General features: G+C 64.5%; 23 protein-coding genes. 6 read left to right on the plus strand and 17 right to left on the minus strand.

Features of this window, described 5'->3' with window-relative positions; all coding sequences use genetic code 11:
- Positions 1-155 precede the first annotated feature (155 nt).
- Positions 156-737: a LysE family translocator gene (locus ACFY68_RS16700; RefSeq protein ID WP_387529360.1), complete on the plus strand. Its 582-nt coding sequence runs from the start codon at positions 156-158 to the stop codon at positions 735-737.
- Here ACFY68_RS16700 and ACFY68_RS16705 read toward each other — a convergent pair.
- Both ACFY68_RS16705 and ACFY68_RS16710 read right to left on the minus strand, forming a co-directional pair.
- On the minus strand, positions 730-1,515 hold the full coding sequence (locus ACFY68_RS16705; RefSeq protein ID WP_387529363.1) for an AraC family transcriptional regulator: 786 nt from the start codon (positions 1,513-1,515) through the stop codon (positions 730-732). The genes ACFY68_RS16700 and ACFY68_RS16705 overlap by 8 nt on opposite strands.
- Before the next feature lie 10 nt (positions 1,516-1,525).
- A complete protein-coding gene (locus ACFY68_RS16710) occupies positions 1,526-2,068 on the minus strand; it encodes a helix-turn-helix domain-containing protein (protein ID WP_387529366.1) in 543 nt (180 codons plus the stop codon).
- Positions 2,069-2,219: 151 nt separating this feature from the next.
- Between ACFY68_RS16710 and ACFY68_RS16715 the strand changes: the two genes are divergently transcribed.
- Both ACFY68_RS16715 and ACFY68_RS16720 read left to right on the plus strand, forming a co-directional pair.
- Positions 2,220-3,002 carry an aldolase gene (locus ACFY68_RS16715; protein ID WP_387529369.1) on the plus strand — a complete coding sequence of 261 codons (783 nt, stop codon included), beginning with the start codon at positions 2,220-2,222 and terminating at the stop codon, positions 3,000-3,002.
- 33 nt (positions 3,003-3,035) lie between these two features.
- A complete protein-coding gene (locus ACFY68_RS16720) occupies positions 3,036-3,929 on the plus strand; it encodes a dihydrodipicolinate synthase family protein (protein WP_387529371.1) in 894 nt (297 codons plus the stop codon).
- 47 nt (positions 3,930-3,976) lie between these two features.
- Here the strand turns inward: ACFY68_RS16720 and ACFY68_RS16725 are convergent, their stop codons facing one another.
- The 4 genes from ACFY68_RS16725 to ACFY68_RS16740 all read right to left on the minus strand — a co-directional run bounded on the left by ACFY68_RS16725 (position 3,977) and on the right by ACFY68_RS16740 (position 9,259).
- Positions 3,977-6,184, minus strand: coding sequence for a TonB-dependent siderophore receptor (locus tag ACFY68_RS16725; protein ID WP_387529374.1), 2,208 nt, complete (start codon positions 6,182-6,184; stop codon positions 3,977-3,979).
- Between the two features lie 159 nt (positions 6,185-6,343).
- Positions 6,344-7,762, minus strand: coding sequence for a short-chain fatty acid transporter (locus tag ACFY68_RS16730; protein WP_387529377.1), 1,419 nt, complete (start codon positions 7,760-7,762; stop codon positions 6,344-6,346).
- A 106-nt stretch (positions 7,763-7,868) separates the two neighbouring features.
- Complete coding sequence (locus ACFY68_RS16735; RefSeq protein ID WP_387529380.1) at positions 7,869-8,525, minus strand: CoA transferase subunit B; 657 nt, start codon at positions 8,523-8,525, stop codon at positions 7,869-7,871.
- 35 nt (positions 8,526-8,560) lie between these two features.
- On the minus strand, positions 8,561-9,259 hold the full coding sequence (locus ACFY68_RS16740; protein ID WP_346613175.1) for a CoA transferase subunit A: 699 nt from the start codon (positions 9,257-9,259) through the stop codon (positions 8,561-8,563).
- Positions 9,260-9,397: 138 nt separating this feature from the next.
- Between ACFY68_RS16740 and ACFY68_RS16745 the strand changes: the two genes are divergently transcribed.
- Together ACFY68_RS16745 and ACFY68_RS16750 are read left to right on the plus strand one after the other, a co-directional pair.
- Positions 9,398-10,303, plus strand: coding sequence for a LysR family transcriptional regulator (locus ACFY68_RS16745; RefSeq protein ID WP_387529383.1), 906 nt, complete (start codon positions 9,398-9,400; stop codon positions 10,301-10,303).
- Positions 10,291-11,112 carry an aldo/keto reductase gene (locus tag ACFY68_RS16750; RefSeq protein ID WP_387529386.1) on the plus strand — a complete coding sequence of 274 codons (822 nt, stop codon included), beginning with the start codon at positions 10,291-10,293 and terminating at the stop codon, positions 11,110-11,112. Before ACFY68_RS16745 ends, ACFY68_RS16750 begins: the two co-directional genes overlap by 13 nt.
- Before the next feature lie 73 nt (positions 11,113-11,185).
- Here the strand turns inward: ACFY68_RS16750 and ACFY68_RS16755 are convergent, their stop codons facing one another.
- The 4 genes from ACFY68_RS16755 to lexA are packed head-to-tail and all read right to left on the minus strand — an operon-like array spanning position 11,186 to position 16,925.
- On the minus strand, positions 11,186-14,266 hold the full coding sequence (locus tag ACFY68_RS16755) for an error-prone DNA polymerase (protein WP_387529389.1): 3,081 nt from the start codon (positions 14,264-14,266) through the stop codon (positions 11,186-11,188).
- Positions 14,263-15,681 (minus strand): Y-family DNA polymerase, encoded by a 1,419-nt coding sequence (locus ACFY68_RS16760; protein ID WP_387529392.1) that lies wholly within the window; start codon positions 15,679-15,681, stop codon positions 14,263-14,265. The genes ACFY68_RS16755 and ACFY68_RS16760 overlap by 4 nt, the downstream gene beginning before the upstream one ends.
- A 6-nt stretch (positions 15,682-15,687) precedes the next feature.
- On the minus strand, positions 15,688-16,308 hold the full coding sequence (gene imuA / locus ACFY68_RS16765; protein WP_387529395.1) for a translesion DNA synthesis-associated protein ImuA: 621 nt from the start codon (positions 16,306-16,308) through the stop codon (positions 15,688-15,690).
- Complete coding sequence (lexA, locus tag ACFY68_RS16770; RefSeq protein ID WP_346613169.1) at positions 16,308-16,925, minus strand: transcriptional repressor LexA; 618 nt, start codon at positions 16,923-16,925, stop codon at positions 16,308-16,310. The genes imuA and lexA overlap by 1 nt, the downstream gene beginning before the upstream one ends.
- A 94-nt stretch (positions 16,926-17,019) precedes the next feature.
- Between lexA and ACFY68_RS16775 the strand changes: the two genes are divergently transcribed.
- Positions 17,020-17,694, plus strand: a complete 675-nt coding sequence (locus ACFY68_RS16775; protein WP_387529399.1) for an HAD family hydrolase — start codon at positions 17,020-17,022, stop codon at positions 17,692-17,694.
- A 518-nt stretch (positions 17,695-18,212) separates the two neighbouring features.
- On the opposite strand, the gene ureG is transcribed toward ACFY68_RS16775, so the two are convergent.
- Genes ureG through ACFY68_RS16810 form a run of 7 tightly spaced genes read right to left on the minus strand, consistent with a single transcriptional unit; the run spans position 18,213 to position 22,923 of the window.
- The gene (gene ureG / locus ACFY68_RS16780) at positions 18,213-18,836 is read right to left on the minus strand and encodes an urease accessory protein UreG (RefSeq protein WP_008093751.1); all 624 of its coding nucleotides are present in this window, start codon (positions 18,834-18,836) and stop codon (positions 18,213-18,215) included.
- Positions 18,837-18,847: 11 nt separating this feature from the next.
- Entirely contained in the window at positions 18,848-19,522 is a 675-nt protein-coding gene (locus tag ACFY68_RS16785) for an urease accessory protein UreF (RefSeq protein WP_387529403.1), read from the minus strand.
- Positions 19,522-20,067, minus strand: coding sequence for a HupE/UreJ family protein (locus ACFY68_RS16790; RefSeq protein ID WP_387529406.1), 546 nt, complete (start codon positions 20,065-20,067; stop codon positions 19,522-19,524). Before ACFY68_RS16790 ends, ACFY68_RS16785 begins: the two co-directional genes overlap by 1 nt.
- Before the next feature lie 20 nt (positions 20,068-20,087).
- A complete protein-coding gene (ureE, locus tag ACFY68_RS16795; protein WP_387529409.1) occupies positions 20,088-20,573 on the minus strand; it encodes an urease accessory protein UreE in 486 nt (161 codons plus the stop codon).
- 10 nt (positions 20,574-20,583) lie between these two features.
- On the minus strand, positions 20,584-22,287 hold the full coding sequence (ureC, locus tag ACFY68_RS16800) for an urease subunit alpha (protein ID WP_387529412.1): 1,704 nt from the start codon (positions 22,285-22,287) through the stop codon (positions 20,584-20,586).
- Complete coding sequence (locus tag ACFY68_RS16805; protein ID WP_346613163.1) at positions 22,284-22,601, minus strand: urease subunit beta; 318 nt, start codon at positions 22,599-22,601, stop codon at positions 22,284-22,286. Before ACFY68_RS16805 ends, ureC begins: the two co-directional genes overlap by 4 nt.
- 19 nt (positions 22,602-22,620) lie before the next feature.
- The gene (locus tag ACFY68_RS16810) at positions 22,621-22,923 is read right to left on the minus strand and encodes an urease subunit gamma (RefSeq protein WP_346613162.1); all 303 of its coding nucleotides are present in this window, start codon (positions 22,921-22,923) and stop codon (positions 22,621-22,623) included.
- Between the last annotated feature and the right edge of the window lie 5 nt (positions 22,924-22,928).

The following is a 22,928-nucleotide window of genomic DNA, read 5'->3' on the forward strand; positions in this document are numbered from 1 at the left end:
AAAATTGGGAAAATGATCCTACTAGAACAGCAGATTTTTTTGATAGCGCATAACTATTACAAAACCTGTAGGAGTGTTTGAGGGGACTTTTCTTCAATACCCGCTCTGCCCTCACGCGCAGAATGTCGAGCATCTCCAGCTAAGGAACTTCCCCGATGAGCCTGTCTCTTTCCATGGCTGCGTTCGCCCTGGCAGCCTCGATATCTCCCGGCCCCGTCAATATCGTCGCGCTTGGCAGCGGCGCCCGCCACGGCTTGCGCGCCAGCCTTGCGCATGTGGCAGGGGCGACTCTGGGGTTCTGCCTGCTGTTGGTTGTGGTTGGCTTGGGTCTGCATGCAGTGCTGATACGCTGGCCGTCAGTGGGTGCAGCACTGCACTGGGGCGGCGTGGCGTTCTTGGTGTACATGGCCTGGAAACTGGCCATCGATGACGGCCATTTGGGCAGTGAGTGCCAGCGACGCGCACCCTCGGCATGGCAGGGAGCGGCGATGCAGTGGCTGAACCCCAAGGCCTGGCTGGCGGCAGTGGCGGGCGTCGGTGCCTACACCGGCGGGGAGCAGCCGCTGCTTTGGCTGTTTACTGCAATCTATGGCCCCGTCTGTTTTGTTTCGGTGGCCAGTTGGGCGTGGGCGGGCAGCGTGATTCGGTCTTATCTGAGTGAGCCGTGTCATATGCAGTTACTCAACCGCGCCCTGGCCGTATTGCTGGTGATCAGTGCAGGCTACCTGGTCATTTGAGGTTGGCATCGCGATAATGCCCCGGCGTTGCTGCCAGGTGCTGTTTGAACGCGCGCTGCAGATGCGCCTGATCGGAAAACCCGGCTTCCAGCGCCACCTCGGCAATCGCTCGCCCGCTGCGCAGTTGCGCCCGCGCATGTTGCACCCGCTGGTCGAGCAGGTAGCCGTGCGGGGTCAAGCCAAAACGCTGGCGAAACGCGCGGATCAGGTAAGACCGGGAAAGGTTGCTGGCACTGCAGATGTCTTGCAGCGTGAGCGCGTCAAGCCGATGGGCGCGAATGAACGCCGCTGCCGCGTCAAGGCGCGGGTGTGCATTTTGGGGTTCTTCGCAAGCTGCCTGCAGATAGCTCGGCAGCTCAATGAAAAAGCTCGTCAGGCGCTCTTCCCGTCCTTCCTGCTGGCTGTCGAACAGGTCAGCAAACAGTTGCAGCAGGCGACTGTACAACGCAGGAGAGGTGCTGCAGGTCTGCACTGGCAGTGCGAAGCCAAGCGTTTGCAACCAAGGCATATCGACGAAAAGCATCAGATATGACCACGCCTGCCCCGCAATCGGATTGCAGGTGTGGACCACGCCTGGGTTCATCAGCACGGTGGTGCCGGCACGCACCTCGCCCTGGTTGCCACCACTCAGGTAGGTGCTGCGCCCGCCCGTGATCACGCCAATCGAGAAGCTCTCGTGGGAATGGGCGGCATAACACACCTTGCGCCCATCCCCAACGCGCCGCGCTTCGACAAAGGGCAATGCCGGATCCCGCCAGAACCGTGACACCTCGATCATCGCCCTGCCCTCAATCGCCGCTGTCGTGCACCACCACCAGCAACTGCGCCGGGCGCTCGCCGACCGAGCGCAGGCGGTGGGGTGTCTGGGCATTGAAGTGCAGCGCGTCACCCTGCTGCAGCAGCACCCGTTCATTCATGAAGTCCACTTCCACTTGCCCTTCATGGACGAACAGGAACTCTTCGCCCTGATGCTCCTTGAAAGTGGGGTCGCTGAACGCGGTCGGCGGCTGGATCAGAAACGGCAACAAACTCCGCTGCCCAACCTGGCTGGTCAGCGCTGCATAGCCCGGCCCGTGCCCATCCCCCACCAGGGCCTGGCGCTCGCCTTGGCGCACCAGGCTGTAGCGGCTTTGCCCGGGCTGCTCTTCGGCGAACAATTCTTCCACATTGACGTTCAACGCCCGCGCCAGCTTCAGGGCGGCAGCGATCGACGGCGTATTGAGGCCACGCTCGACCTTCGACAGGTAGCTCTTGGTCATGCCGGCCTTGTCAGCCAGCGCCTCAAGCGTAACGCCAAGTTTTTTTCTTAGTAATTTCAGTCGGTTAGACATGCAAAGCGATTTTCCCGGGCTTACCTGCTTGCTTATGACACTTTGTGTCATATAGGATATTTTGTGTCACCAGCTGAACACCCCTCCACCGACCAAAGCATCGGAGTGTTCAGGCACTGACACCGCTCATCACGCCCCAGAGGACGCTTCCATGGCCAAGACCCTGACCCACAGCAAAGACCAACTGGTACAGAAAGCATTGGCGCAGATGCAAGGCTCGCTCGCCGATAATACGTGGACTGTGCAGGAAAAGCTGGCCCTGACCTGCCGAATTCTCTTCGACCACGGCCACGACTCGGGCCTTGCCGGGCAGATCAGCGCCCGCGGCCCGCAGCCAGGCACCTTCTATACCCAGCAACTGGGCCTGGGCTTCGATGAAATCAGCGCCAGCAACCTGCTGCTGGTCAACGAGGACCTCGATGTGCTCGAAGGCCAGGGCATGCCCAACCCCGCTAACCGCTTCCACAGCTGGGTGTACCGCGCCCGCCCGGACGTGAACTGCATCATCCACACCCACCCCACCCACGTGGCGGCGTTGTCCATGCTGGAAGTGCCGCTGGTGGTCTCGCACATGGACCTGTGCCCGCTGTACGACGACTGCGCGTTCTTGGAAGCCTGGCCCGGTGTGCCGGTGGGTAATGAAGAAGGCGAGATCATCAGTGCCGCCCTCGGTGACAAGCGCGCCATTCTGCTCTCGCACCATGGCCAACTGTCCACCGGCACCAGCATCGAGCAGGCCTGCGTGTACGCCCAGCTGATCGAACGCGCCGCACGCCTGCAGTTGCTGGCCATGGCCGCCGGCACCGTCAAGCCCATCGCCCCGGCACTGGGCCGCGAAGCGCACGACTGGATCGACCGGCCAAAGCGCCACGCCGCCGCCTTCAACTACTTTGCCCGGCAGAGCCTGCATACCCACGCCGACTGCCTGAACTGACCCCTGAATGCCTTGCTTGCGGAGCCTACAACCATGACTACAGATTTCCACGGCATCATCGGCTACACCATCACCCCATTCAGCGCCGCCGGTGAACACCTCGACCTGCCAGCGCTCGGCCAGTCCATCGAGCGCTTGCTCAAGGGCGGCGTGCAGGCCATCGCGCCACTGGGCAGCACCGGCGAAGGCGCCTACCTGAGCGACGGCGAATGGCAGCAAGTGGCCGAATACAGCCTCGCCCAGGTCGGTAAGCGTGTGCCGACCATCGTCAGCGTGTCCGACCTCACCACCGCCGGCGCCGTGCGCCGCGCTCGCTTCGCCCAGGCACACGGCGCCGACGCGGTGATGGTGCTGCCAGCGGCGTACTGGAAGCTCAGCGAGGCTGAGATTCTTCAGCACTACAGCACCATCGGCAAGGCGATCGATATCCCGATCATGCTCTACAACAACCCCGCCACCAGCGGCACCGATATGCCGGTGGAGCTGATCCTGCGCATCGTGCGCGAAGTCGCCAACGTCACCATGGTCAAGGAGAGCACTGGCGATATCCAGCGCATGCACAAGCTGCAACTGCTGGGTGAAGGCCAGGTGCCGTTCTACAACGGTTGCAATCCCTTGGCACTGGAAGCATTCGTGGCGGGGGCCAAAGGTTGGTGCACGGCGGCACCGAACCTGATCCCGGCGCTTAACCAGCAGCTTTACCAGGCAGTGCTGGCCGGCGATCTGCAGCAGGCCAAGGCAGTGTTCTACCGGCAGTTGCCATTGCTCGATTTCATTCTCAAGGGCGGGCTGCCGGCGACGATCAAGGCCGGGCTGGGGATGACCGGGTTGGCGGTGGGCGAGCCGCGGCGGCCGGTGTTCGGGCTGGATGAGCAAGGGCGTAAGTGTTTGGCCACACTGCTTGGCAAATTGGACATCGAGGTCTGATACCCCCCTGTAGCAGCAGCAAGCCTGCTGCTACAGGATCCCAGTTTTTAAAGCGTCCAGTCCAGGCTCACCATCATCGTCCGTGGCTCGCCGTGGTACACGCCGTTATAGAAGCCCAGATTGTTGTAGTAATGCTCGTCGAACAGGTTCTTCACGTTCAGCGAAGCCGACAGGTGCTCGTCGAACCGGTAGCGCGCCATCAACCCAACCACAGAAAACGCCTTCTGGCTGATGGTGTCGGCAACGGTGATGATCCTGCCATCCGCATTGCGCCCTACTGGCCGGCTGGCTGCCTTGTAGTTGTCGCTCTGCCAGTCTACCGTGCTGCCCACGGTCAACGCCGGGGTGAGCTGGTAGGTGGTGGAGAAACGCACCAGGTTCAGCGGCTGCTCGGTGTTCTTGCGCTGTTTGTCGCCGGTGGCGGCGTGCGTGTAGCTGTAGCCCAGGCTCATCTGCCAGTCAGGGGTCAGTTCGCCGGCAATCTCGGCTTCGAAACCTTCCACCACCACGCCCTTGCCACCGGATTTGTAATAGATCTCGCCATTGGGCCCCGGCGGTACCGAGTCGTCCTGCTCGGCGACGTTGTCCTGCTTGCTGCGGAACACCGCGGTGCTGAGGTTCAGTCGGTCATCCAGCAGCCCGCCTTTGAGGCCGACTTCGTAGACCTTGCCGACGATGGGCTCGAGGTATTTCTCGTCAACATCGCGCACCGTCTGCGGGTTGAAGATGTCGGCATAGCTGGCATACACGGTGTACTGCTCGCTCAGGTCATAGAGGACCCCGGCGTATGGCGTCCACTGATCGTTCTGGGTCTGTTCGCTGCGTGTGCTGCGGGTCACCGCGAGGTTGCTGTCATAGGACCAGGACTTGCTTTCGGTTTCCCAGCTGCCATAACGGCTGCCGAGGACGAAATGCAGGCGGTCGGTCGGGTTGAGGCGCGTGGCGATGTAGCCGGCCTTCTGCCTGACGTTCGAACGCGATGAATCCAGGCCGGTGTCGTAGTCACTGAACTTGACGATAGTGCCCATGTACTTCCAGTCGGGAATCACGCCGTAGCCAGCTGGGTCATTGCGCCCGGCAAAGAATGGCTGACGGTTACGGCGCTCGGACACACCGTAGCCGATCATGAAGTCGTGGCTGCGACCGAGCAGTTGGTAGGGGCCCGCCAGGTTCAGGTCCAACGCATCCATTTTCTCCTCGCCGGAGAAGTGGCTGATGTAGGCGCCCATGCCGCTGCGGTCGGCTGCGGGGAAGCCGCTGCCGCCGTAGTACACCTTGCCATCGGTATCGCTTTGGCGGTGGGTGTAGGCCGCCTTCAGCAGCCAGTCATTGGCCAGGCGTTGGTCGAGGGTGACGAAGGCGGTCTTGTCTTTCAATGGCCATGACGACCAGGGCGCCGACATATTGGTGGAACGTGGCAGGTCGGCCTTGCCGCCCTCGGCGCTCCAGTATGGCACCGTGCCCCACGAGGCCCCCTGCACGTCCTTGTTCTGGTAGTCGTAACCTACCGCCAGGACCGTGCTGTCGGTCAGGTCGGCTTCGAGAATGCCGTAGGCCACTTCGCGCTGGCTGGCGTATTTGTCCATGAACGACTTGCTGTCGCGGTAGGCCAGCACGGTGCGCCCGCGCAGCCGGCCGTCCCAGCCCAGTGGGCCGCCGACGTCCAGGTAGCTGTAGTAGTTGTCGTAGCTGCCGGCGCTGACGCCACTCTTCACCGCCAACTCATGGGTCGGCCGTTTGCGCACCATGGCGATGGTGCCAGAGGGGTCGCCGGCGCCGGTGGTCAGGCCGGTGGCACCGCGCACCACTTCGATCCGGTCGTAGATGATGGTGTCCGAGTCCGACTTTAGCCCTGAGAAGGTGTTGAGCATCCCGTCGATCTGGAAATTGTTGATCGCGTAGCCGCGCGAAAAATACGTCGGCCGCTCGGAGTCGTTGCGCTGCACGGTCACCCCGGTGACATGGGCCAGCGCTTCGGACAGGCTGTCGAGCTGGAAGTCGTCGAGCTGCTGGCGGGTGATGACCGAGACCGATTGCGGGGTTTCCTTGATCGACAGGTTCAGGCGTGTGGCCGTACTCATGCTGCCGGTGGTGTATGAACCGCTGTGTTCGGTCGTGCTGCCCAGGCCTTGGGCGAGGATTTCGGTGGAGCCAAGTTCCAGCACCCCCTCTTCTGCATGTGCTTCGACCGAGCTGAACAGGCTGGCACACAGGCCCAGGGTCAGGGTGGTGGAACGGTTGATGGGCGCGAACATCGCTGCCTTACTCCTTGTACGTTCGATGAAAATCCATGGCTGCCAATAAGCGGCATTCACATGAAAACGAATCTCGTATGAGAATCGTTATTGATTTGTCAGCAAAACGTAAAGAAGGGCGGTGTTCAGCCGCCCTTCTGTCTGCAGCAACCCGTCAATTCAAGGCATCACCGGCGGCACGTATTGCAATGTCGTGCCCAACGCCCACAGCAGCACCAGGACCAGTGGCACATGCACCAGCAGCTGGACAAACGAGAAGCCGATCAGGTCCCGCGCCTTGAGCCCCAGCACACCGAGCAATGGCAGCATGTAGAACGGGTTGATCAGGTTGGGCAACGCTTCGGCGGCGTTGTAGATCTGCACCGCCCAGCCCAGGTGATATTGCAGGTCGTTGGCCACCAACATCACGTACGGTGCTTCGATGATCCACTTGCCACCGCCCGAGGGGATGAAGAAGCCCAATACTGCCGAGTACACGCCCATCAGCAACGCATAGGTGTCGTGAGTGGCGATCTGGGTGAAGAACAGCGAGATGTGATGGGCCAGCGTCTGTTCGTCGATACCTTTGACCTGGGTGAGGATGGCGGCAATCGAGCCGTACAACGGGAACTGGATCAGCACACCGGTGGTGGTCGGCACCGCACGGGCCACGGCGTCGAGGAAGCTGCGCGGGCGCCAGTGCAGCAAGGCACCGAGCATGATGAACAGCAGGTTGTAGGTGTTCAGCCCGGAAATCGCGGTAATGGCCGGTTTGGTGGCGAACTCCTGGTACAGCCAGCCGCCGGCCAGGGCCACCATCAGCAGGATCAGGATCGGGCTGTATTCCAGCCACTCGCCCGGGCGCGTGCGCTGGGGCGCCGGCGGTGCAGTGAAGCTGGGGTCGACGCCGCAGTCTTCGGCGCTGCGCGCGCTGTTGGGGCCGGGTGCGGTGGCGTACGCGATCACCAGCGAAACGATCACCAGCGCCGCCAACAGGACCCCGGACTGCCAGAGGAAGATGGTTTGGGTGAACGGGATCACCCCGGTGATCGACAGGATCGACGGCGGCAGGCTGGCCGGGTTGGCCTGCAACTGCGCCGCCGAGGACGACAGCCCCAGCGCCCACACCGCGCCCAGGCCCAGGTAGGCGGCAGCGCCGGCGGCGCGGTAGTCCATCTTGAGGTCGCTGCGACGCGCCAGCGCACGCACCAGCAAGCCACCGAACACCAGCGACAGGCCCCAGTTGAGCAGCGATGCCAGCATCGAGATCAGCGCTACCCAGCACACCGCTGAGCGGCCATTTTTCGGCACCCGCGCCAGGCGGTCGATCAGCCGGGCGGCAGGTGGCGAGCTGGCCACTACATAGCCGCCGATGACCACGAAGGCCATTTGCATGGTGAACGGGATCAGGCTCCAGAAACCATCGCCAAAAGCCTTGGCAGTGTCGGTGGGTTTGCCCCCCATGGCCAGGGCGCCGAGGCTGACCAGCATGACGGCCAGGGCGGCAAACACCCAGGAGTCGGGGAACCAGCGCTCGGCCCAGTTGGAACAGCGCAGGGCAAAACGGGCGGAGCGGCTGTCTTGGATATCAGCGGCCACGGTGACTTCCTTTTATTGGTTTTATCGGATTGATCTGCAAAAACGCAAAAACCCTGCAGGAGCAGCCTTGCCGGGGCGCTCCTGCAGGGGGGGGACGGTGGAGGATTTAGAAGGACATTTCCTTCACATCATCCGGCACGATCAGCTTACCGGCGGTTTTCGCGATGATCTCTTCAACGCTCACCCCCGGCGCAGTTTCGCGCAGGATAAAGGCGCCGTCTTCGATCTCCAGGTAGGCCAGGTCGGTCAGCACCTTGCGAATGCAACCGGCGCCGGTCAGCGGCAGGCTGCAACGCGGCAGCAGCTTGGACTCGCCGTCCTTGGAGGCGTGGGTCATGGTGACGATGATGTTCTCGGCACCGGCCACCAGGTCCATGGCGCCGCCCATGCCCTTCACCAGCTTGCCAGGGATCATCCACGAGGCGATGTTGCCTTCCACGTCCACCTCGAAAGCGCCGAGCACGGTAAGGTCGACGTGGCCGCCGCGGATCATGGCAAAAGACTGGGCCGAATCGAAAATCGAAGCACCGCGGCGGGCGGTGACGGTCTGCTTGCCGGCGTTGATCATATCCGGGTCGAGGGTGCTTTCGGTGGGGAACTCGCCCATGCCGAGCAGGCCGTTTTCCGACTGCAGCATGACGTCCATGTCGGCCGGTACATAGTTGGCAACCAGGGTCGGGATACCGATACCGAGGTTGACGTAGAAGCCGTCCTTCAGTTCTTGGGCGACGCGTTGCGCCATCTGTTCGCGGGTCAATGCCATTGTCAGGATCTCTTTGTTGTTCTGAAGGGCGGCGCTCAGGCCTTGACGGTGCGCTTTTCTATGCGCTTTTCGAACGTGCCGACAATCACTCGGTCGACGAAGATACCCGGGGTGTGGATTTCGCTGGGCAGCAGCACGCCAGGCTCGACGATCTCTTCCACTTCCACCACGGTGATCTTGCCGGCGGTGGCGGCCAGCGGGTTGAAGTTTTGCGCCGTATTGCGGTACACAACGTTGCCGTAGTGGTCAGCCTTCCAGCCCTTGACGATGGCGAAGTCGCCGGTGATGGCTTCTTCAAGGATGTACTTGCGGCCCTTGAACTCGCGCACTTCCTTGCCCTCTGCGACCGGGGTGCCGTAGCCGGTGGCGGTATAGAAGGCCGGGATGCCGGCGCCGCCGGCGCGCATTTTTTCGGCCAGGGTGCCCTGCGGGGTCAGTTCTACGTCGAGTTCGCCGCTGAGCAGCTGGCGTTCGAATTCGGCGTTCTCGCCCACGTAAGAGGCGATCATCTTGCGGATCTGCCGGTCTTCCAGCAGCACGCCCAGGCCGAAGCCGTCGACGCCGCAGTTGTTGGAGACAACGGTCAGGCCCTTGACGCCACGGCGCTTGATTTCGGCGATGAGGTTTTCCGGAATGCCGCACAGGCCAAAACCGCCGGCCAGTACCGTCATGTTGTCGGTCAGGCCTTCGAGGGCCTGTTCATAGGTTGCTACGCGCTTGTCCAGTCCGGCCATGCTGATCCGCCTTTTGTAGTTGTTGACCGACGAGGCTGTCGGTGAGCGTGTGCAACCATCTTCACCGCTGGCGACTGATTTGTTAATTTTGTTTTCGTCATTGATTGATAACTTTTTCAAAACAACCGTGAGCCCGCCATGAACGTCAAACAACTGCGCGCCTTTGTCGCCGTGGCCAAGTACCAGAGTTTTGCCCAGGCCGGTGAACACCTGCATGTGTCCCAGCCGGCCCTGAGCCTGACCATCAAGGCGCTGGAGGACAACCTCGGCGGCGCCCTGCTCACCCGCACCACCCGCAGCGTCAGCCTGACGGCCGAGGGCGAAGTACTGCTGCCCCTGGCCCGGCGGCTGCTGGCCGACTGGGATGACACCGAGGAGATGCTGCGCCAGCGCTTTACCCTGCAGCTGGGGCGGGTATCGGTGGCGGCGATTCCGGCCTTTGCCGGTAACCTGCTGCCCCATTCACTCAAGGTATTCCGCCAGCGTTACCCCAAGGTCAACGTCACGGTGCACGACGTGATCAACGAACAGGTGCTGGAACTGGTGCGCCATCGTCGCGTCGAACTGGGCATTGGCTTCGAGCCAGACAACACCGACGGTTTGCGCTTCCACCCGCTGTACATGGACCGCTTCGTTGCCGTGGTGCCAGCCGACTCTCCGCTCGCGTTACAGGGCGAAGTCAGCTGGACACAATTGCTGGCCGAGGATTTCATCGCCCTGCAACGCCCCTCGGCGGTGCGCCTGTTGCTGGAGCAGAACGTCGCGGCACTGCACGGCAAGCTGGCGGTGGCGTTCGAGAGCCACCAGCTATCGACCATCGGCCGCATGGTCGCCAGTGGCCTGGGGGTCAGCGCGGTGCCAGCCCTGTGCATCAACCAGATGCAAGAGCTTGGCGCGCGCTGCCTCAGGCTGGTAGAGCCAGCGGTCGAACGGCGCATCGGCGTCATCGCCCTGGGCGACCATAAACTCTCCACGGCAGCCCAGGCGCTGCTTGAGGTACTGCTTTGCACCACTCAGACTCCGGAGGTGACATGCGATACGTGAAACTGGCAGGTAGCGACGTACCGGCCATTGGCCAGGGCACCTGGTACATGGGCGAAGACCCCGCCCGCAGGGCGGCCGAGGTTGCCGCCCTGCAGCAAGGCATCGACCTGGGCATGAGCCTGATCGACACCGCCGAGATGTATGCCGAAGGGGGCGCCGAAGCAGTGGTCGGCCAGGCCATCGCCGGGCGGCGCGAGCAGGTATTTCTGGTCAGCAAGGTGTACCCGCACAACGCCAGCCAGCGCGGCGTGCCGGCTGCCTGTGAACGTAGCCTGAAACGCCTGGGCACCGATGTCATCGACCTTTACCTGCTGCACTGGCGTGGCCAGTACCCGCTGGAAGAAACCGTTGAAGCGTTCGAGCGCTTGCGCGAGCAGGGCAAGATCCGCCGCTGGGGCGTTTCCAACTTCGATGTCGACGACCTTCGTGAACTCCACAATCCGGATTGCGCCACCAACCAGGTACTGTACAACCCGGCGCAACGGGGGATCGAGTTCGACCTGTTGCCGTGGAGCCGGCAGCGCGGCTTGCCGACCATGGCTTACTGCCCGTTGGCCCAGGCAGGGCAACTGTTGCAGCACCCGGTAATGGCCGAGATTGCCGAGCGGCATGGGGCAACGCCGGCGCAGGTGAGCCTGGCCTGGGTCACGCGCGATGACGGGGTAATTGCCATTCCCAAGGCCGTGGCGCCTGAGCATGTGCGGCTCAATGCGGCGGCGGGGGCATTGACCTTGACCAGCGAGGACCTGCGAGCGATCGATCGGGCGTTTCCGGCGCCAAAGCGCAAGCAGCATCTGGCGATGGTCTGAGAGATTCCGTAGACCTCTTCGCGGGTGAACCCGCTCCTGCAGGAGCGGGCTTGCCCGCGAGGCGGCCGTAAGCTCAGTGAAAATCCCGACTACGAACATCCAGCCCTTGCAACAACGGGCTGACATCTTCCAGCCGCCGCGCAATCAGGTGCCGCACCCCGTTCTCCTGCTCCAGCCGCCCGCTCACCTTGAGCAGTTGCGACCCCACCAACGCCCGCCGCTGCCGCTCGGCCAGATCGCGCCAGACCACCACATTGACCATGCCGAACTCATCTTCGAGGGTGACGAAGGTCACGCCGCTGGCAGTCTGCGGCCGTTGCCGCCCCACCACCAGGCCGGCCACGGCGACCGCATCGCCATGCTCAACACGCGCCAGCTCGCGTGAACTGCGACAGCCCAGCGCCCGCAAACGTGGGCGCAACAACGCCAGCGGATGGGGCCCGAGCGTCGTGCCCAGGGTGTCGTAATCGGCGACCAGGTCCTCGCCGATGGTTGGCGCAGGCAGCGCGACTGCAACCTCAGCCGCCGGCTCCACGTCTGCAAACAACGGTAGCTGCGGCTGCACCGCAGCCACCTGCCAGCGTGCCTGATGGCGGTCGCTGGCCAGCGCGCGCAGTGCGCCGGCATCGGCCAGGCGGGCGCGGGCCCTGCTGTCGAGGGCTGCACGCAAGCACAGGTCTTCAACATCGCGCCACGGCTTGGCCGCCCTCGCCTCCTCGAGCCGCCGGGCATCGGCTTCGGCGAACCCGCGAATCTGGCGCAACCCCAGGCGGATGGCCAGGTCCCCCTCGGCAACCGGTTCCAGGGTGCAATCCCACTGGCTATGAAACACATCAACCGGCCGCACTTCTATCCCTTGGCGTCGCGCCTCCTGCAGCAGCTGATCAGGGCTGTAAAAACCCATCGGCCAGCTGTTGACCAGGGCACAGGTGAATATCGCCGGCTCATGGCATTTGAGCCAGCTACTGGCATAACACAGCAACGCGAAACTGGCCGCGTGCGACTCGGGGAAACCGTAGCTGCCAAAGCCCTTGATCTGCTCGAAGATGCGCTCGGCAAAGGCCAGGTCGTAACCATTGCGCAACATGCCCTGGACCAGCCGTTCACGGTGCGGCTCCAGGCCGCCGTGGCGCTTCCAGGCGGCCATGCTGCGGCGCAACTGGTCGGCCTCGCCTGGGCTGTAGTCGGCAGCGACCATGGCCAGCTCCATGACCTGCTCCTGGAACAACGGTACCCCCAACGTACGTTCGAACACTTCCTTGAGCTTGGGCGACGGGTAGGTGACCGGCTCCTGCTTCAGCCGCCTGCGCAGGTAGGGGTGCACCATGTCGCCCTGTATAGGCCCCGGGCGCACGATCGCCACCTCGATCACCAGGTCGTAGAACGTCACCGGCTTGAGCCGGGGCAGCATGGCCATTTGCGCCCGAGATTCGATCTGGAATACACCCATGGTCTCGGCGCGGCTGATCATCGCGTACGTGGCCGGGTCTTCGCTGGGGATGCTCGCCAGGGTCAGGTGCCGGCCACGGTGGTGCTGCAACAGGTCAAAGCAACGGCGCAAGGCACTGAGCATGCCCAGAGCGAGCACATCGACCTTGAGCAGGCCGACCATGTCCAGGTCGTCCTTGTCCCACTGGATGACCGTACGTTCGGCCATGGCGGCGTTTTCCACCGGCACCAGGTGGTCCAGTGGCTGTTCGGAAATGACGAAACCACCCGGGTGCTGGGACAGATGACGCGGAAAGCCGATCAGCGCGCCGGCCAGCACCAGGATGCGCTGCAATGAAGGGCTGCCAGGCTCGAAACCAGCCTCGGCCAGGCGCTGCTCGTCGGGGATACGATCACTCCAGCGGCCACAGCATTTTGCCAGGGCATCCACCTGATCGGCAGGCAAGCCAAGCACCCGAGCCACATCGCGTACCGCGCCGGCAGCATGATAGGTGTTGACCACCGCGGTGAGCGCAGCGCGATGCCGGCCGTAGCGGCGGAACACGTACTGGATCACTTCTTCGCGGCGCTCATGTTCGAAGTCCACGTCGATATCCGGAGGCTCGTTGCGCTCGCGGGACAGAAAACGCTCGAACAGCAGCCGATGGGCCATCGGGTCCAGTTCGGTGATACCGAGCACGAAGCACACCACCGAGTTGGCCGCTGAGCCGCGGCCCTGGCAGAGGATGTGCTGGCTGCGGGCAAAAGCGACGATATCGTGCACGGTCAGGAAGTAGCTTTCGTAGCCAAGTTCTTCGATCAGCGCGAGCTCTTTTGCCAGGACGTCCCTGACCTTGTCGCTCGGCCCTGAGGGCCAGCGCAGCGGCAGGCCGCGCTCACACAGTTGGCGAAGCCAGCTGGCAGGCGTTTGCCCCGCGGGCACCAGCTCACGTGGGTATTGATACTTGAGTTCGCTCAGGTCGAACTGGCAACGCTCGGCAATGCTGAGGGTTTCGGCCAGCAGGTCGGCCGGGTACAGCTCGGCGAGTTGTTCCCGGGTGCGCAGGTGGCGCTCACCATTGGCGAACAGGAACCGCCCGGCCTCGGCGACGCTGCAATGCTGGCGGATCGCGGTCATGCAATCTTGCAGCGCACGCCGACCGCGAATGTGCATGTGCACGTCGCCACAGGCTACGGCTCGGACACCCAAACGAGCCGCCAGAGCGCGTAGTTGAGCCAGGCGAAGTGGGTCATCGCTGCCGCGATGCAGGTGCACGCCCAGCCACAGCCGTTCGCCGAACAAGGCTTGCAGCCACAGGCCGGGTGTGGGGTCGCTAGGGTCGTCGGCAATCCATAACGCCAGCAGACCTTGGTGATGCTGGCGCAGGTCGTCACCGAAAAGCTGGTAATCGCCCTTCTCTGCGCGCCGCCGTGCGCGGGTGATCAACCCACACAGGTTTTGGTAACCGCTGAGGTTTTGTACCAGCAGCACCAGTTTCGGCCCGTCCTGCAGCTGTACTTCACTGCCGACGATCAAGCGTAACTGCTGCTCCTTGGCGGCCTGCCAGGCGCGCACGATTCCTGCCAGGGTGCACTCGTCAGTGATTGCCAGGGCCTGGTAGCCCTGCTCTCGAGCGCGACGGAACAGCTCCTCGGCGCTGGAGGCGCCGCGCTGGAAACTGAAGTTGGACAGGCAGTGCAATTCGGCGTAGCCCGGCGTGCTCATGCGAACCACCCCTGCAGCCACAGCGGGCCGGGTTGCGCCAAGTCGTGATAGGCCCAGCCGCGCAACCCTTCACGGGTTTCGATGCGGTAATAGTCGCGGCGCACATCGCCACCGTCCCACCAGCCCGACTCGATGCGTTCGGCCTGCCCCAGCAACCGGTGCCCGCTGGCCTCCAGCACTTGCGGCTGAGGCAACAGCCAGCCGGGGCGGCTCCCGGGCGTGGCCGGCAGGCTGCCAGGGGCGCCTTGTTCGGCGGGCAGCCAGGCACATTCGGGGCGGTGGTCGGCTTCGGCGCGCAGGCCCTTGACCGCTTCGTCGCCCAAACGGGCACGCAGGCGTTCGCGCAACTGTTCCCAGGGTTGGGCCTGCTGGGCACGGGGATCGAACAAGGCCTGGTGCTGAGGCACGAATGGAGGCAACTCATCGGCTACCAGCCGCACGTTGCGCACCGGTGACGGAATACGCAGCGGCTCCAGGCGCCCACGTGCCAGCTCGAACAGCATCGCCGCATCACGCTCGGCGGCCAGCAGGCCAACCTGTAATTGCGTGTCCGGCCCTTCGGCGTGCTCCAGGTACAGGCAAAAGCGCTGAACGCCGCAGTCACGCCCGGCAAGAAAGGCGCCAAGGTCGTTGAGCATGCGCCGCAACGGGAACAGCAGCGCCTGGTGGGACTCGACATCGAAGTTGAGTTCCAGGCGCGTTTCGAAACGGTCTGGCGGTTGATAGAAACCCAGCCCCAGCGTGCGCAGGCCTAGCAACTGGTCCAGGTGCAACTGGACCTGGGCGGAAAAACGCTTGGCCAAGGCATCGCGTGGCAGTTCCAGTACCTGGCCAAGCTGATGCAAGCCCATGCGGGCGAAGGCTTCTGCGGCTTCCTTGGGCAGCCCTATCCGCGCGGTGGGCATGCGTGCCAGCGCGGCTCGGGTGGCTTGTAGGTCGGTCAGTGCCAGGCCGTCATGGCCGTTGGCAAGCATGCGGGCTGCCACTGGGTTGGTGGCCAGTACGATACGCTGGCGCAGCCCCAATGCAGTCAGCTCCTCGCGCAGGCGGGCCTGGAACACCGGCCAAGGGCCAAACAGCTGCAGGCTTGAGCCCACTTCCAGCAACAGGGCGCGCGGATAGTGCAGGCTCACCTGGGCACTGTAGCGATAGGCCCAGGCCGCGAGCAGTTGCTGCAGTTGGTCGATGCGCGCGTCATCGGCCTCGACGCAGTGGAAACCATCGGCCAGCGCGCGTGCGGCGGTCAACGTTTGCCCGGCGCGCAAGCCGAGTGCAGCCGCTGAGGGGTTGACGGCCTGCAGCACGCGACGCTGCACCGGCCCGCCGATCAGTACCAGTGGCGCATCGGCGTCGTCGCGTTCGCGCAGGATCGCGTCCAGCGCCAGTTGCGGCAGGAGAATGCAGGCCCAGAGCATGCTGCATCAGCCCCGCCCAGGGCAGGCGATGGCAGTAGCCGGCGGCATACCGCCCCGGCACTTGAGCACGCGCCATTGCGCGGGCCGGGTGTCGATGGCGATGCGCAGCGCGGCCGGCGAAGGGTTGTGCGCGGCCTGTTGCGGCCTGCAGGCAAAGGCCAGCGCCTGACCGGTTTCGGCCGCCACCTGCAGCCGCCGAAGGGCACGGTCATCGGCGCGCTCCGGCCAGCACAGCACGGCGGCGCAGCTGCCAGAGCGCAGGCACTGCTCCGCAGCCCACAGCGCATCGGCCTGCTCGGCATCCACCTGGACCAGCCAGCGTAGATCCACGCCAGCCGCTTGCCAGGCAGGCGCGTAAGGAATGAAAGGGGGGGCGACCAGCACCACGCGCCCACCTTCGGCCGTCAGCCGCGCCAATGAGGGCCACAACAGGTGCAGCTCGCCGCAACCAGGGCTGGCCAGCAACAGTTCGCTGAGCGCTGCCGCAGGCCAGCCGCCATCGGGCAGGCGCTGGTCCAGCAGGGCATGGCCGGTCGGCTGCAACCCGCTCGGGCGCACCTGGGCTTGCCGCCCCCGCCAGACCTGGCGCTGGTCCAGCAGCCGATCGAGATCGACCACGGCGCCCATCAGTCGCGCCTCAGTAGGCCGCAGAACACGCCTTCGATGAAGAATTCGCGCTCGGGGCCGACATCGATCGGCGCATAGGCCGGGTTGCGCGGCAACAGCCGGTAGCCGCCGGGCTGGCGTTGCAGGCGTTTGATGGTGACCTCGCCGTCCAGGCGAGCGACTACGATCTGGCCATCACGGGCATCACCTTGCTGGCGAATACCCACCAGGTCACCGTCGAAAATGCCGTCATCGACCATCGAGTCGCCGCGCACCTTCAGCAGGTAGTCCGGGGTACGGCGGAACAGGCTGGGGTCGAGCAGCAACTGTTCGTGAATACCCAGGTCGGGGCCGATGGGCGCACCTGCCGCCACCTGGCCCAGCACGGGCAGCTCGAGAATTTCCGGGCGGCGCAGCGGCTCGGCCAGGCGGATGCCCCGCGCCTGGTTGGGCGTGACGTCGATGTAACCGGCCTGGCACAAGGCGGTGATGTGCTTGCGCGCGACGCTGCGCGAAGCGAAGCCGAAGCGGCTGGCAATGTCGGCAAGGCTCGGCGGCTGGCCGTGATCGCCAATGCGCTCACGGATGAATTCGAGAATGGCACGACGTTTGGGGGTTAGATTGTCCATGGAGCACATTTGTACTCTTTTCGTAGCACACTGAACAGCCCCCTTCGTCGTCAGGTTTCGCTATCATCCCCAGGCTTATGTTTTTTCAATGCCTGGATACCTGATGCTGACTGCCCTGCTGTTCGACCTCGACGGAACCCTGACCGATACCGACACCCTGCACTTGCAGGCTTTCCGCCAGTTGCTGCGCGAACATGACGGCCGTGAACTGACCCAGGCGCAGTTCGATGCCCAGATCAGTGGCCGCGCCAATGGGCCGTTGTTTGCCGACCTGTTTGCGCAGGCAAGCGCGGCTGAATGCCTTGCACTGGCCGATCGCAAGGAGGCGCTGTTCCGTGACCTGGCCCCGGCGCTCGAACCCATGCCGGGCTTGTTGCGCCTGCTGGAGCATGCCCAGGCCAACGGCATTGGCATGTGTGTGGTGACCAATGCACCTCGGCTCAATGCCGAGCACATGCTGGCAGCGATGGGCCTGGAGGCGCGCTTCGAGCATGTGCTGGTGGCTGAGGAGCTGGCGCGGCCGAAGCCGGATCCGCTGCCTTACTTGACTGGCCTTGAGCGCCTGGGCGCGGAGGCTGGGCAGGCGCTGGCGTTCGAGGATTCGTTGCCGGGGGTGAAGGCCGCCAGCGGTGCCGGGATTTTCACCGTTGGCATCGCCACGACCCAGGCGCCAGAGCGGTTGCTGGCTGCGGGAGCGAGTTTGGTGGTGGAAGATTTCGATGATCCGCGGTTGTGGGCGGTGATTGCGCAGATGGAAGCCGGGCGGCTGGTGAAATGAGTGATGCCTTGGTGTGTTCGCCGTGGGGTGGTTGGTGTTCTTGAGATCGAGCGCCGCCCGCGCGAAGCGCTTGCCTTGGGATCTTCAGCGCCTGGGAGATCGAGCGCCGCCCGCGCGGCGCATCGCGGGGCAAGTCGGATCGCCGCACCGCCGCTCCCACATTTGTTGCAACGTGCCATGGCCTGATAGGCCATAGTTGCCAGCCTTGTTAGCACGACGCGATTTTTTGGTTGGCGCGGCCGGCGCCCCACCTGTCTTCAGCCATGCGCCAAGGCGAACAACCATGGCCTGACTGGAACGGCACGTTGCAACAAATGTGGGAGCGGGCTTGCCCCGCGAAGCGCCGCGCGGGCGGCGCTCGATCTCATAGACGCTGAAGATACCAAGACAAGCGCTTCGCGCGGGCGGCGCTCGATCTCAAGGGCGCTGAAAATCCCAAGGCAAGCGCTTCGCGATACACCGCCCGCGCAGCGCTCTATCTCTGCACCACTGAAGTTTTGTGTCATGCCGGACAGGCATCACCCCCTGACCCCGAGCATCCCGCGTTCAACGATAAAATCAATCACCGCCTGCAAACCCTCACCTTTCTTCAGGTTGCTGAACGTCCACGGACGCTGGGGGCGCATGCGCTGGGTGTCGCGCTCCATCACTTCCAGCGAGGCGCCGACATAAGGCGCCAGGTCGGTCTTGTTGATCACCAGGAAGTCCGACTTGGTGATACCGGGGCCACCCTTGCGCGGGATCTTCTCGCCTTCGGCAACGTCAATGACATAGATGGTCAGGTCGGCCAGCTCCGGGCTGAAGGTGGCACTGAGGTTGTCGCCGCCGCTTTCCACGAAGATCACTTCGAGGTTGCCGAACTTGCGCGCCAGCCCTTCCACGGCGGCCAGGTTCATCGAGGCATCTTCACGGATGGCGGTGTGCGGGCAGCCGCCGGTCTCGACGCCGACGATGCGCTCAGGCTCCAGTGCACCGGCCTCGGTGAGGATGCGCTGGTCTTCCTTGGTGTAGATGTCGTTGGTAACCACAGCGATCTGGTAGTGATCGCGCATGGCCTTGCACAGGCATTCGAGCAGCGCGGTCTTGCCGGAACCGACCGGGCCGCCGACACCGACGCGCAGGGGTTGCTGATAGCTTTGCATGTTGGCAGTCCTCAAGAACGGAACAAACGGGTGTATTGGGTTTCGTGACGCGATGAGGCGATGGCCAGCAGCGGCAGGCCGCCGCCAAGCTGGTCGTCGCCCAGGGCCAGGGCCTGGTCGATGACCTCGGGCAGCGCTGCGCTCAGGTCGCGCAGCAGGGTCTGGGCCGCCTGCTGGCCGAACGGTACCAACTTGACACCGGCCATGACTGCGCCCTCCAGCCAGGCGAAGGCATGCCCGAGGGCAAGCTGGCGCAGTGGGATAGACCAGTGCACGGCGAGCCAGGCCATGCCGCCCAGTTGGCTGAGTTCAAGGCTGGCGCGCCAGGCCGAGGCTTGGCCCAGTTGCCAGCCGTCGAGCAAGCGCGCCAGCGCCGCGCCTCGCTGCTGCTCTTCCAGGCGCAGTTCGGCGGTTTCGCGGTTGGCCAGCAGAAAACGGCTCCAGCGCGCAAACGCTTCGGCATCGTCTGCCTCGCAGGCGTGGTACAGGCGCGCCAGGACCGGCCAGTCCAGGTAAACGAGGGTGTCGTGCATCTGCTCGCGCTGCCAGGCGCTGAAGCCTTCGATGTCACGCACCCAGCCCGCCTCCACGGCCCACTCAAGCCCCTGTGAATAGGTGAAGCCACCCACCGGCAGGCCGGGGCTGGCCAGCTGCAGCAGGCGCAGCAATGCCAGGTCGCTGTTCATCAACCGGCCAGCACCACGGCAGCACCGGCCAGCAGGCCGCCGCCAAAGGCTTTTTGCAGGCCGCTGTGGCGGCGCAGCAAGCAGCCGACCGCAAAGCCCACCACCAGCAGCAGGCCGCTGACGGTGACAAAGCCGGCGCTGAACAGCCAGAACGCACTCGGCGTGGCTTCCACGCCATGGGCCCAACCATGGAACAGGGCAAATACCGGCATGGCCAAGGCCAGCAGCAACTGGCGGCTGGGCAGCAGTACGGCGGCGGCAGCCACCAGCACCGAGACGGCGATGACGGTTTCCATGCCCAGCATGCCGCCGAACAGGTGGCCGCACACGGCACCGGCGAACATCGCCGCCAGGGTCGCCAAGGGCAGGCTCAGGTTGCGACGGGTCAAGGCGGCGAGCACGCCGGTGCCCAGCAGCATCAACAGGTGGTCAAGGCCGGTCAGCGGGTGCAGCAGGCCATCGTGCAGCGGGTTGCTGTCGTGGCCAGGGTGGGCGAAAGCCGGCAGTGCGACCATCAGCAGGACAAGGGCGAGTGTTTTTTTCATTGTGGGCTCCGGTGGGCGGTTCAGGAATGCGCGGGCAGGCGCACGAATGGATGGTCGTGTGCGTGGCCATGGCTGTGCGGAGCGCTCTGATAGGCCCCGGCTTCCGGTTCGAACGGCGCCTGCTCGGCCTCCACGGTCAAGCCCAGGCCGCGCAGCATGTCATCCAGCACGTAGTCATGCTGGTAGCGCAGCAAGCCCGGCTCGATTTGCAGCGGTACATGGCGGTTGCCCAGGTGGTAGGCCGCGCGCGCCAGCAGATGGGGGTCGCGGCAGCGCACCGTCGACACGGCTTCGGGGGCCGCGAGCACGCGCACCACCTGGCTGCCGCTGGCATCGGCAAGCAGCTCGCCGCCGCGCAGCAGGTGGCCGCGCTCGAGCATCAGGCCGGCATCGCGGCCATCGTCGAGGGTCACTCGCAGCCGGCTCTTGATGCGGCTGTCGACGTCCAGGGTGACGGTGCCAGTGATCGTGTCGGATTCAGCGATCCGGCGGGTCAGGACAATCATCTTCGCTCCTTCAGAACAGGAAATAACGCTGGGCCAGCGGCAGTTCGCTGGCCGGTTCGCACACCAGCAGCTCACCGTCGGCGCGCACCTGGTAGGTTTGCGAGTCGACTTCGATCACCGGTTGCAAGGTGTTGTGGACCATGTCGGCCTTGCGCACGCGGCGGCAGCCATGGGCCACGCCGATCAGGCTCTGCAGCCCCAACTCCTGGGCCAGGCCTCGGTCCATGGCGGCCTGGGGCAGGAAGGTCATGCGCGTGGCATGGCGGGCCGCGCCGAGTGCGCCGAACATTGGCCGGTAGTGCACGGGCTGCGGGGTCGGGATCGAGCCGTTGATGTCGCCCATGGGCGCGGTGACGATCATCCCGCCCTTGATCACCAGCGCCGGCTTGACCGCAAAGAACGCCGGCGACCACAGCACCAGGTCGGCCAGCTTGCCCACTTCGACCGAACCGACTTCATGGGCGATGCCATGGGTCAGCGCCGGGTTGAGGGTGTATTTGGCGATGTAGCGCTTGACCCGGAAGTTGTCGCTGTAGCTGCTGTCCGGCGCCAGCGGGCCGCGGCGCACCTTCATCTGGTGCGCCACCTGCCAGGTGCGCAGCACCACTTCGCCCACCCGGCCCATGGCCTGGGAGTCGGACGACGTCATGGCGAAGGCGCCCATGTCGTGGAGGATGTCTTCGGCAGCAATGGTTTCGCGGCGGATGCGCGACTCGGCAAAGGCCACGTCCTCGGCGATGCTCGGGTCCAGGTGGTGGCAGACCATGAGCATATCCAGGTGCTCGTCCACGGTGTTGACCGTGTACGGCAGGGTCGGGTTGGTCGAGGACGGCAGCACATTGGCCTGCCCCGCCGCGCGGATGATGTCCGGGGCATGGCCGCCGCCGGCGCCCTCGGTGTGGAAGGTATGGATGGTGCGGTCACCGATGGCGGCCAGGGTGTCTTCGATGCAACCGGACTCGTTGAGCGTGTCGGTGTGGATCGCCACCTGGATGTCCATCTCTTCGGCCACGCCCAGGCAACAGTCGATGGCGGCCGGGGTCGAGCCCCAGTCCTCGTGCAGCTTCAGGCCCACGGCACCGGCGGCGATCTGCTCGCGCAGCGCTTCGGGGCGAGAGGCATTGCCCTTGCCCAGCAGGCCGATGTTGATCGGCAGGCAATCGGCGGCCTGGAGCATGCGCGCCAAGTACCACGGGCCCGGGGTGCAGGTGGTGGCGTTGGTGCCTGTGGCTGGGCCGGTACCGCCGCCGATAAAGGTGGTGACACCGCTGGTGAGCGCTTCTTCGACCTGCTGCGGGCAGATGAAATGGATATGCGAATCGATGCCGCCCGCCGTGACGATCTTGCCTTCGGCGGCGATCACTTCGGTACCCGGCCCGACCGCCACGGTGACGCCCGGTTGTACGTCCGGGTTGCCAGCCTTGCCGATGGCGGCGATGCGCCCATGCTTGACGCCGATATCGGCCTTGACGATACCCCAGTGATCGATGATCAAGGCGTTGGTCAGCACCAGGTCCATGGCCTCGGCAGCGAGCATCTGGCCCTGGCCCATGCCATCGCGGATGACCTTGCCACCGCCGAACTTGACCTCTTCGCCATAAATAGTGAAGTCCTTCTCCACCTCCACCCACAACGCGGTGTCTGCCAGGCGCACGCGGTCGCCGACGGTGGGGCCGAACATGTCGGCATAGGCTCGGCGCGAAATACGGCTCATGCCCTGCCCTCCAGCGCGCCCATCACCTTGCCCTGAAAGCCGTAGACCTCGCGTTTGCCGGCATAGGCCACCAGGTGCACGGTGCGTGACTGCCCGGGCTCGAAGCGCACCGCCGTGCCGGCCGGGATGTCGAGGCGAAAGCCCCGGCTCGGCCCACGGTCGAACACCAACGCGTCGTTGACCTCGAAGAAGTGGTAATGCGAACCGACCTGCACTGGCCGGTCGCCATGGTTGGCCACGCTGACGCTGACCGTTTCACGGCCGACATTGAGTTCGATGTCGCCGGCGGCGGTCTGGATTTCACCTGGGATCATGCTGGGCTCCTCGGCCAGGTCAGACGATGGGGTCATGCACGGTCACCAGTTTGGTGCCGTCTGGGAACGTGGCTTCAACCTGCACGTCATGGAGCATCTCGGCGACACCGCTCATGACCTGCTCTCGGCCGATCACTTCACGGCCCAGGCTCATCAGCTCGGCCACCGTGCGGCCATCGCGCGCGCCTTCGAGCACGGCGGCGCTGATCAGCGCTACCGCCTCCGGGTAGTTGAGCTTAAGGCCACGGGCCAGGCGCCGCTCCGCCAGCAGTGCGGCGGTGAACAGCAACAGTTTGTCTTTCTCTCTTGGGGTCAGCTCCATGGCGC

The sequence above is a fragment of the Pseudomonas sp. NPDC012596 genome (assembly GCF_042902325.1).
Taxonomy (GTDB): Bacteria; Pseudomonadota; Gammaproteobacteria; order Pseudomonadales; family Pseudomonadaceae; genus Aquipseudomonas.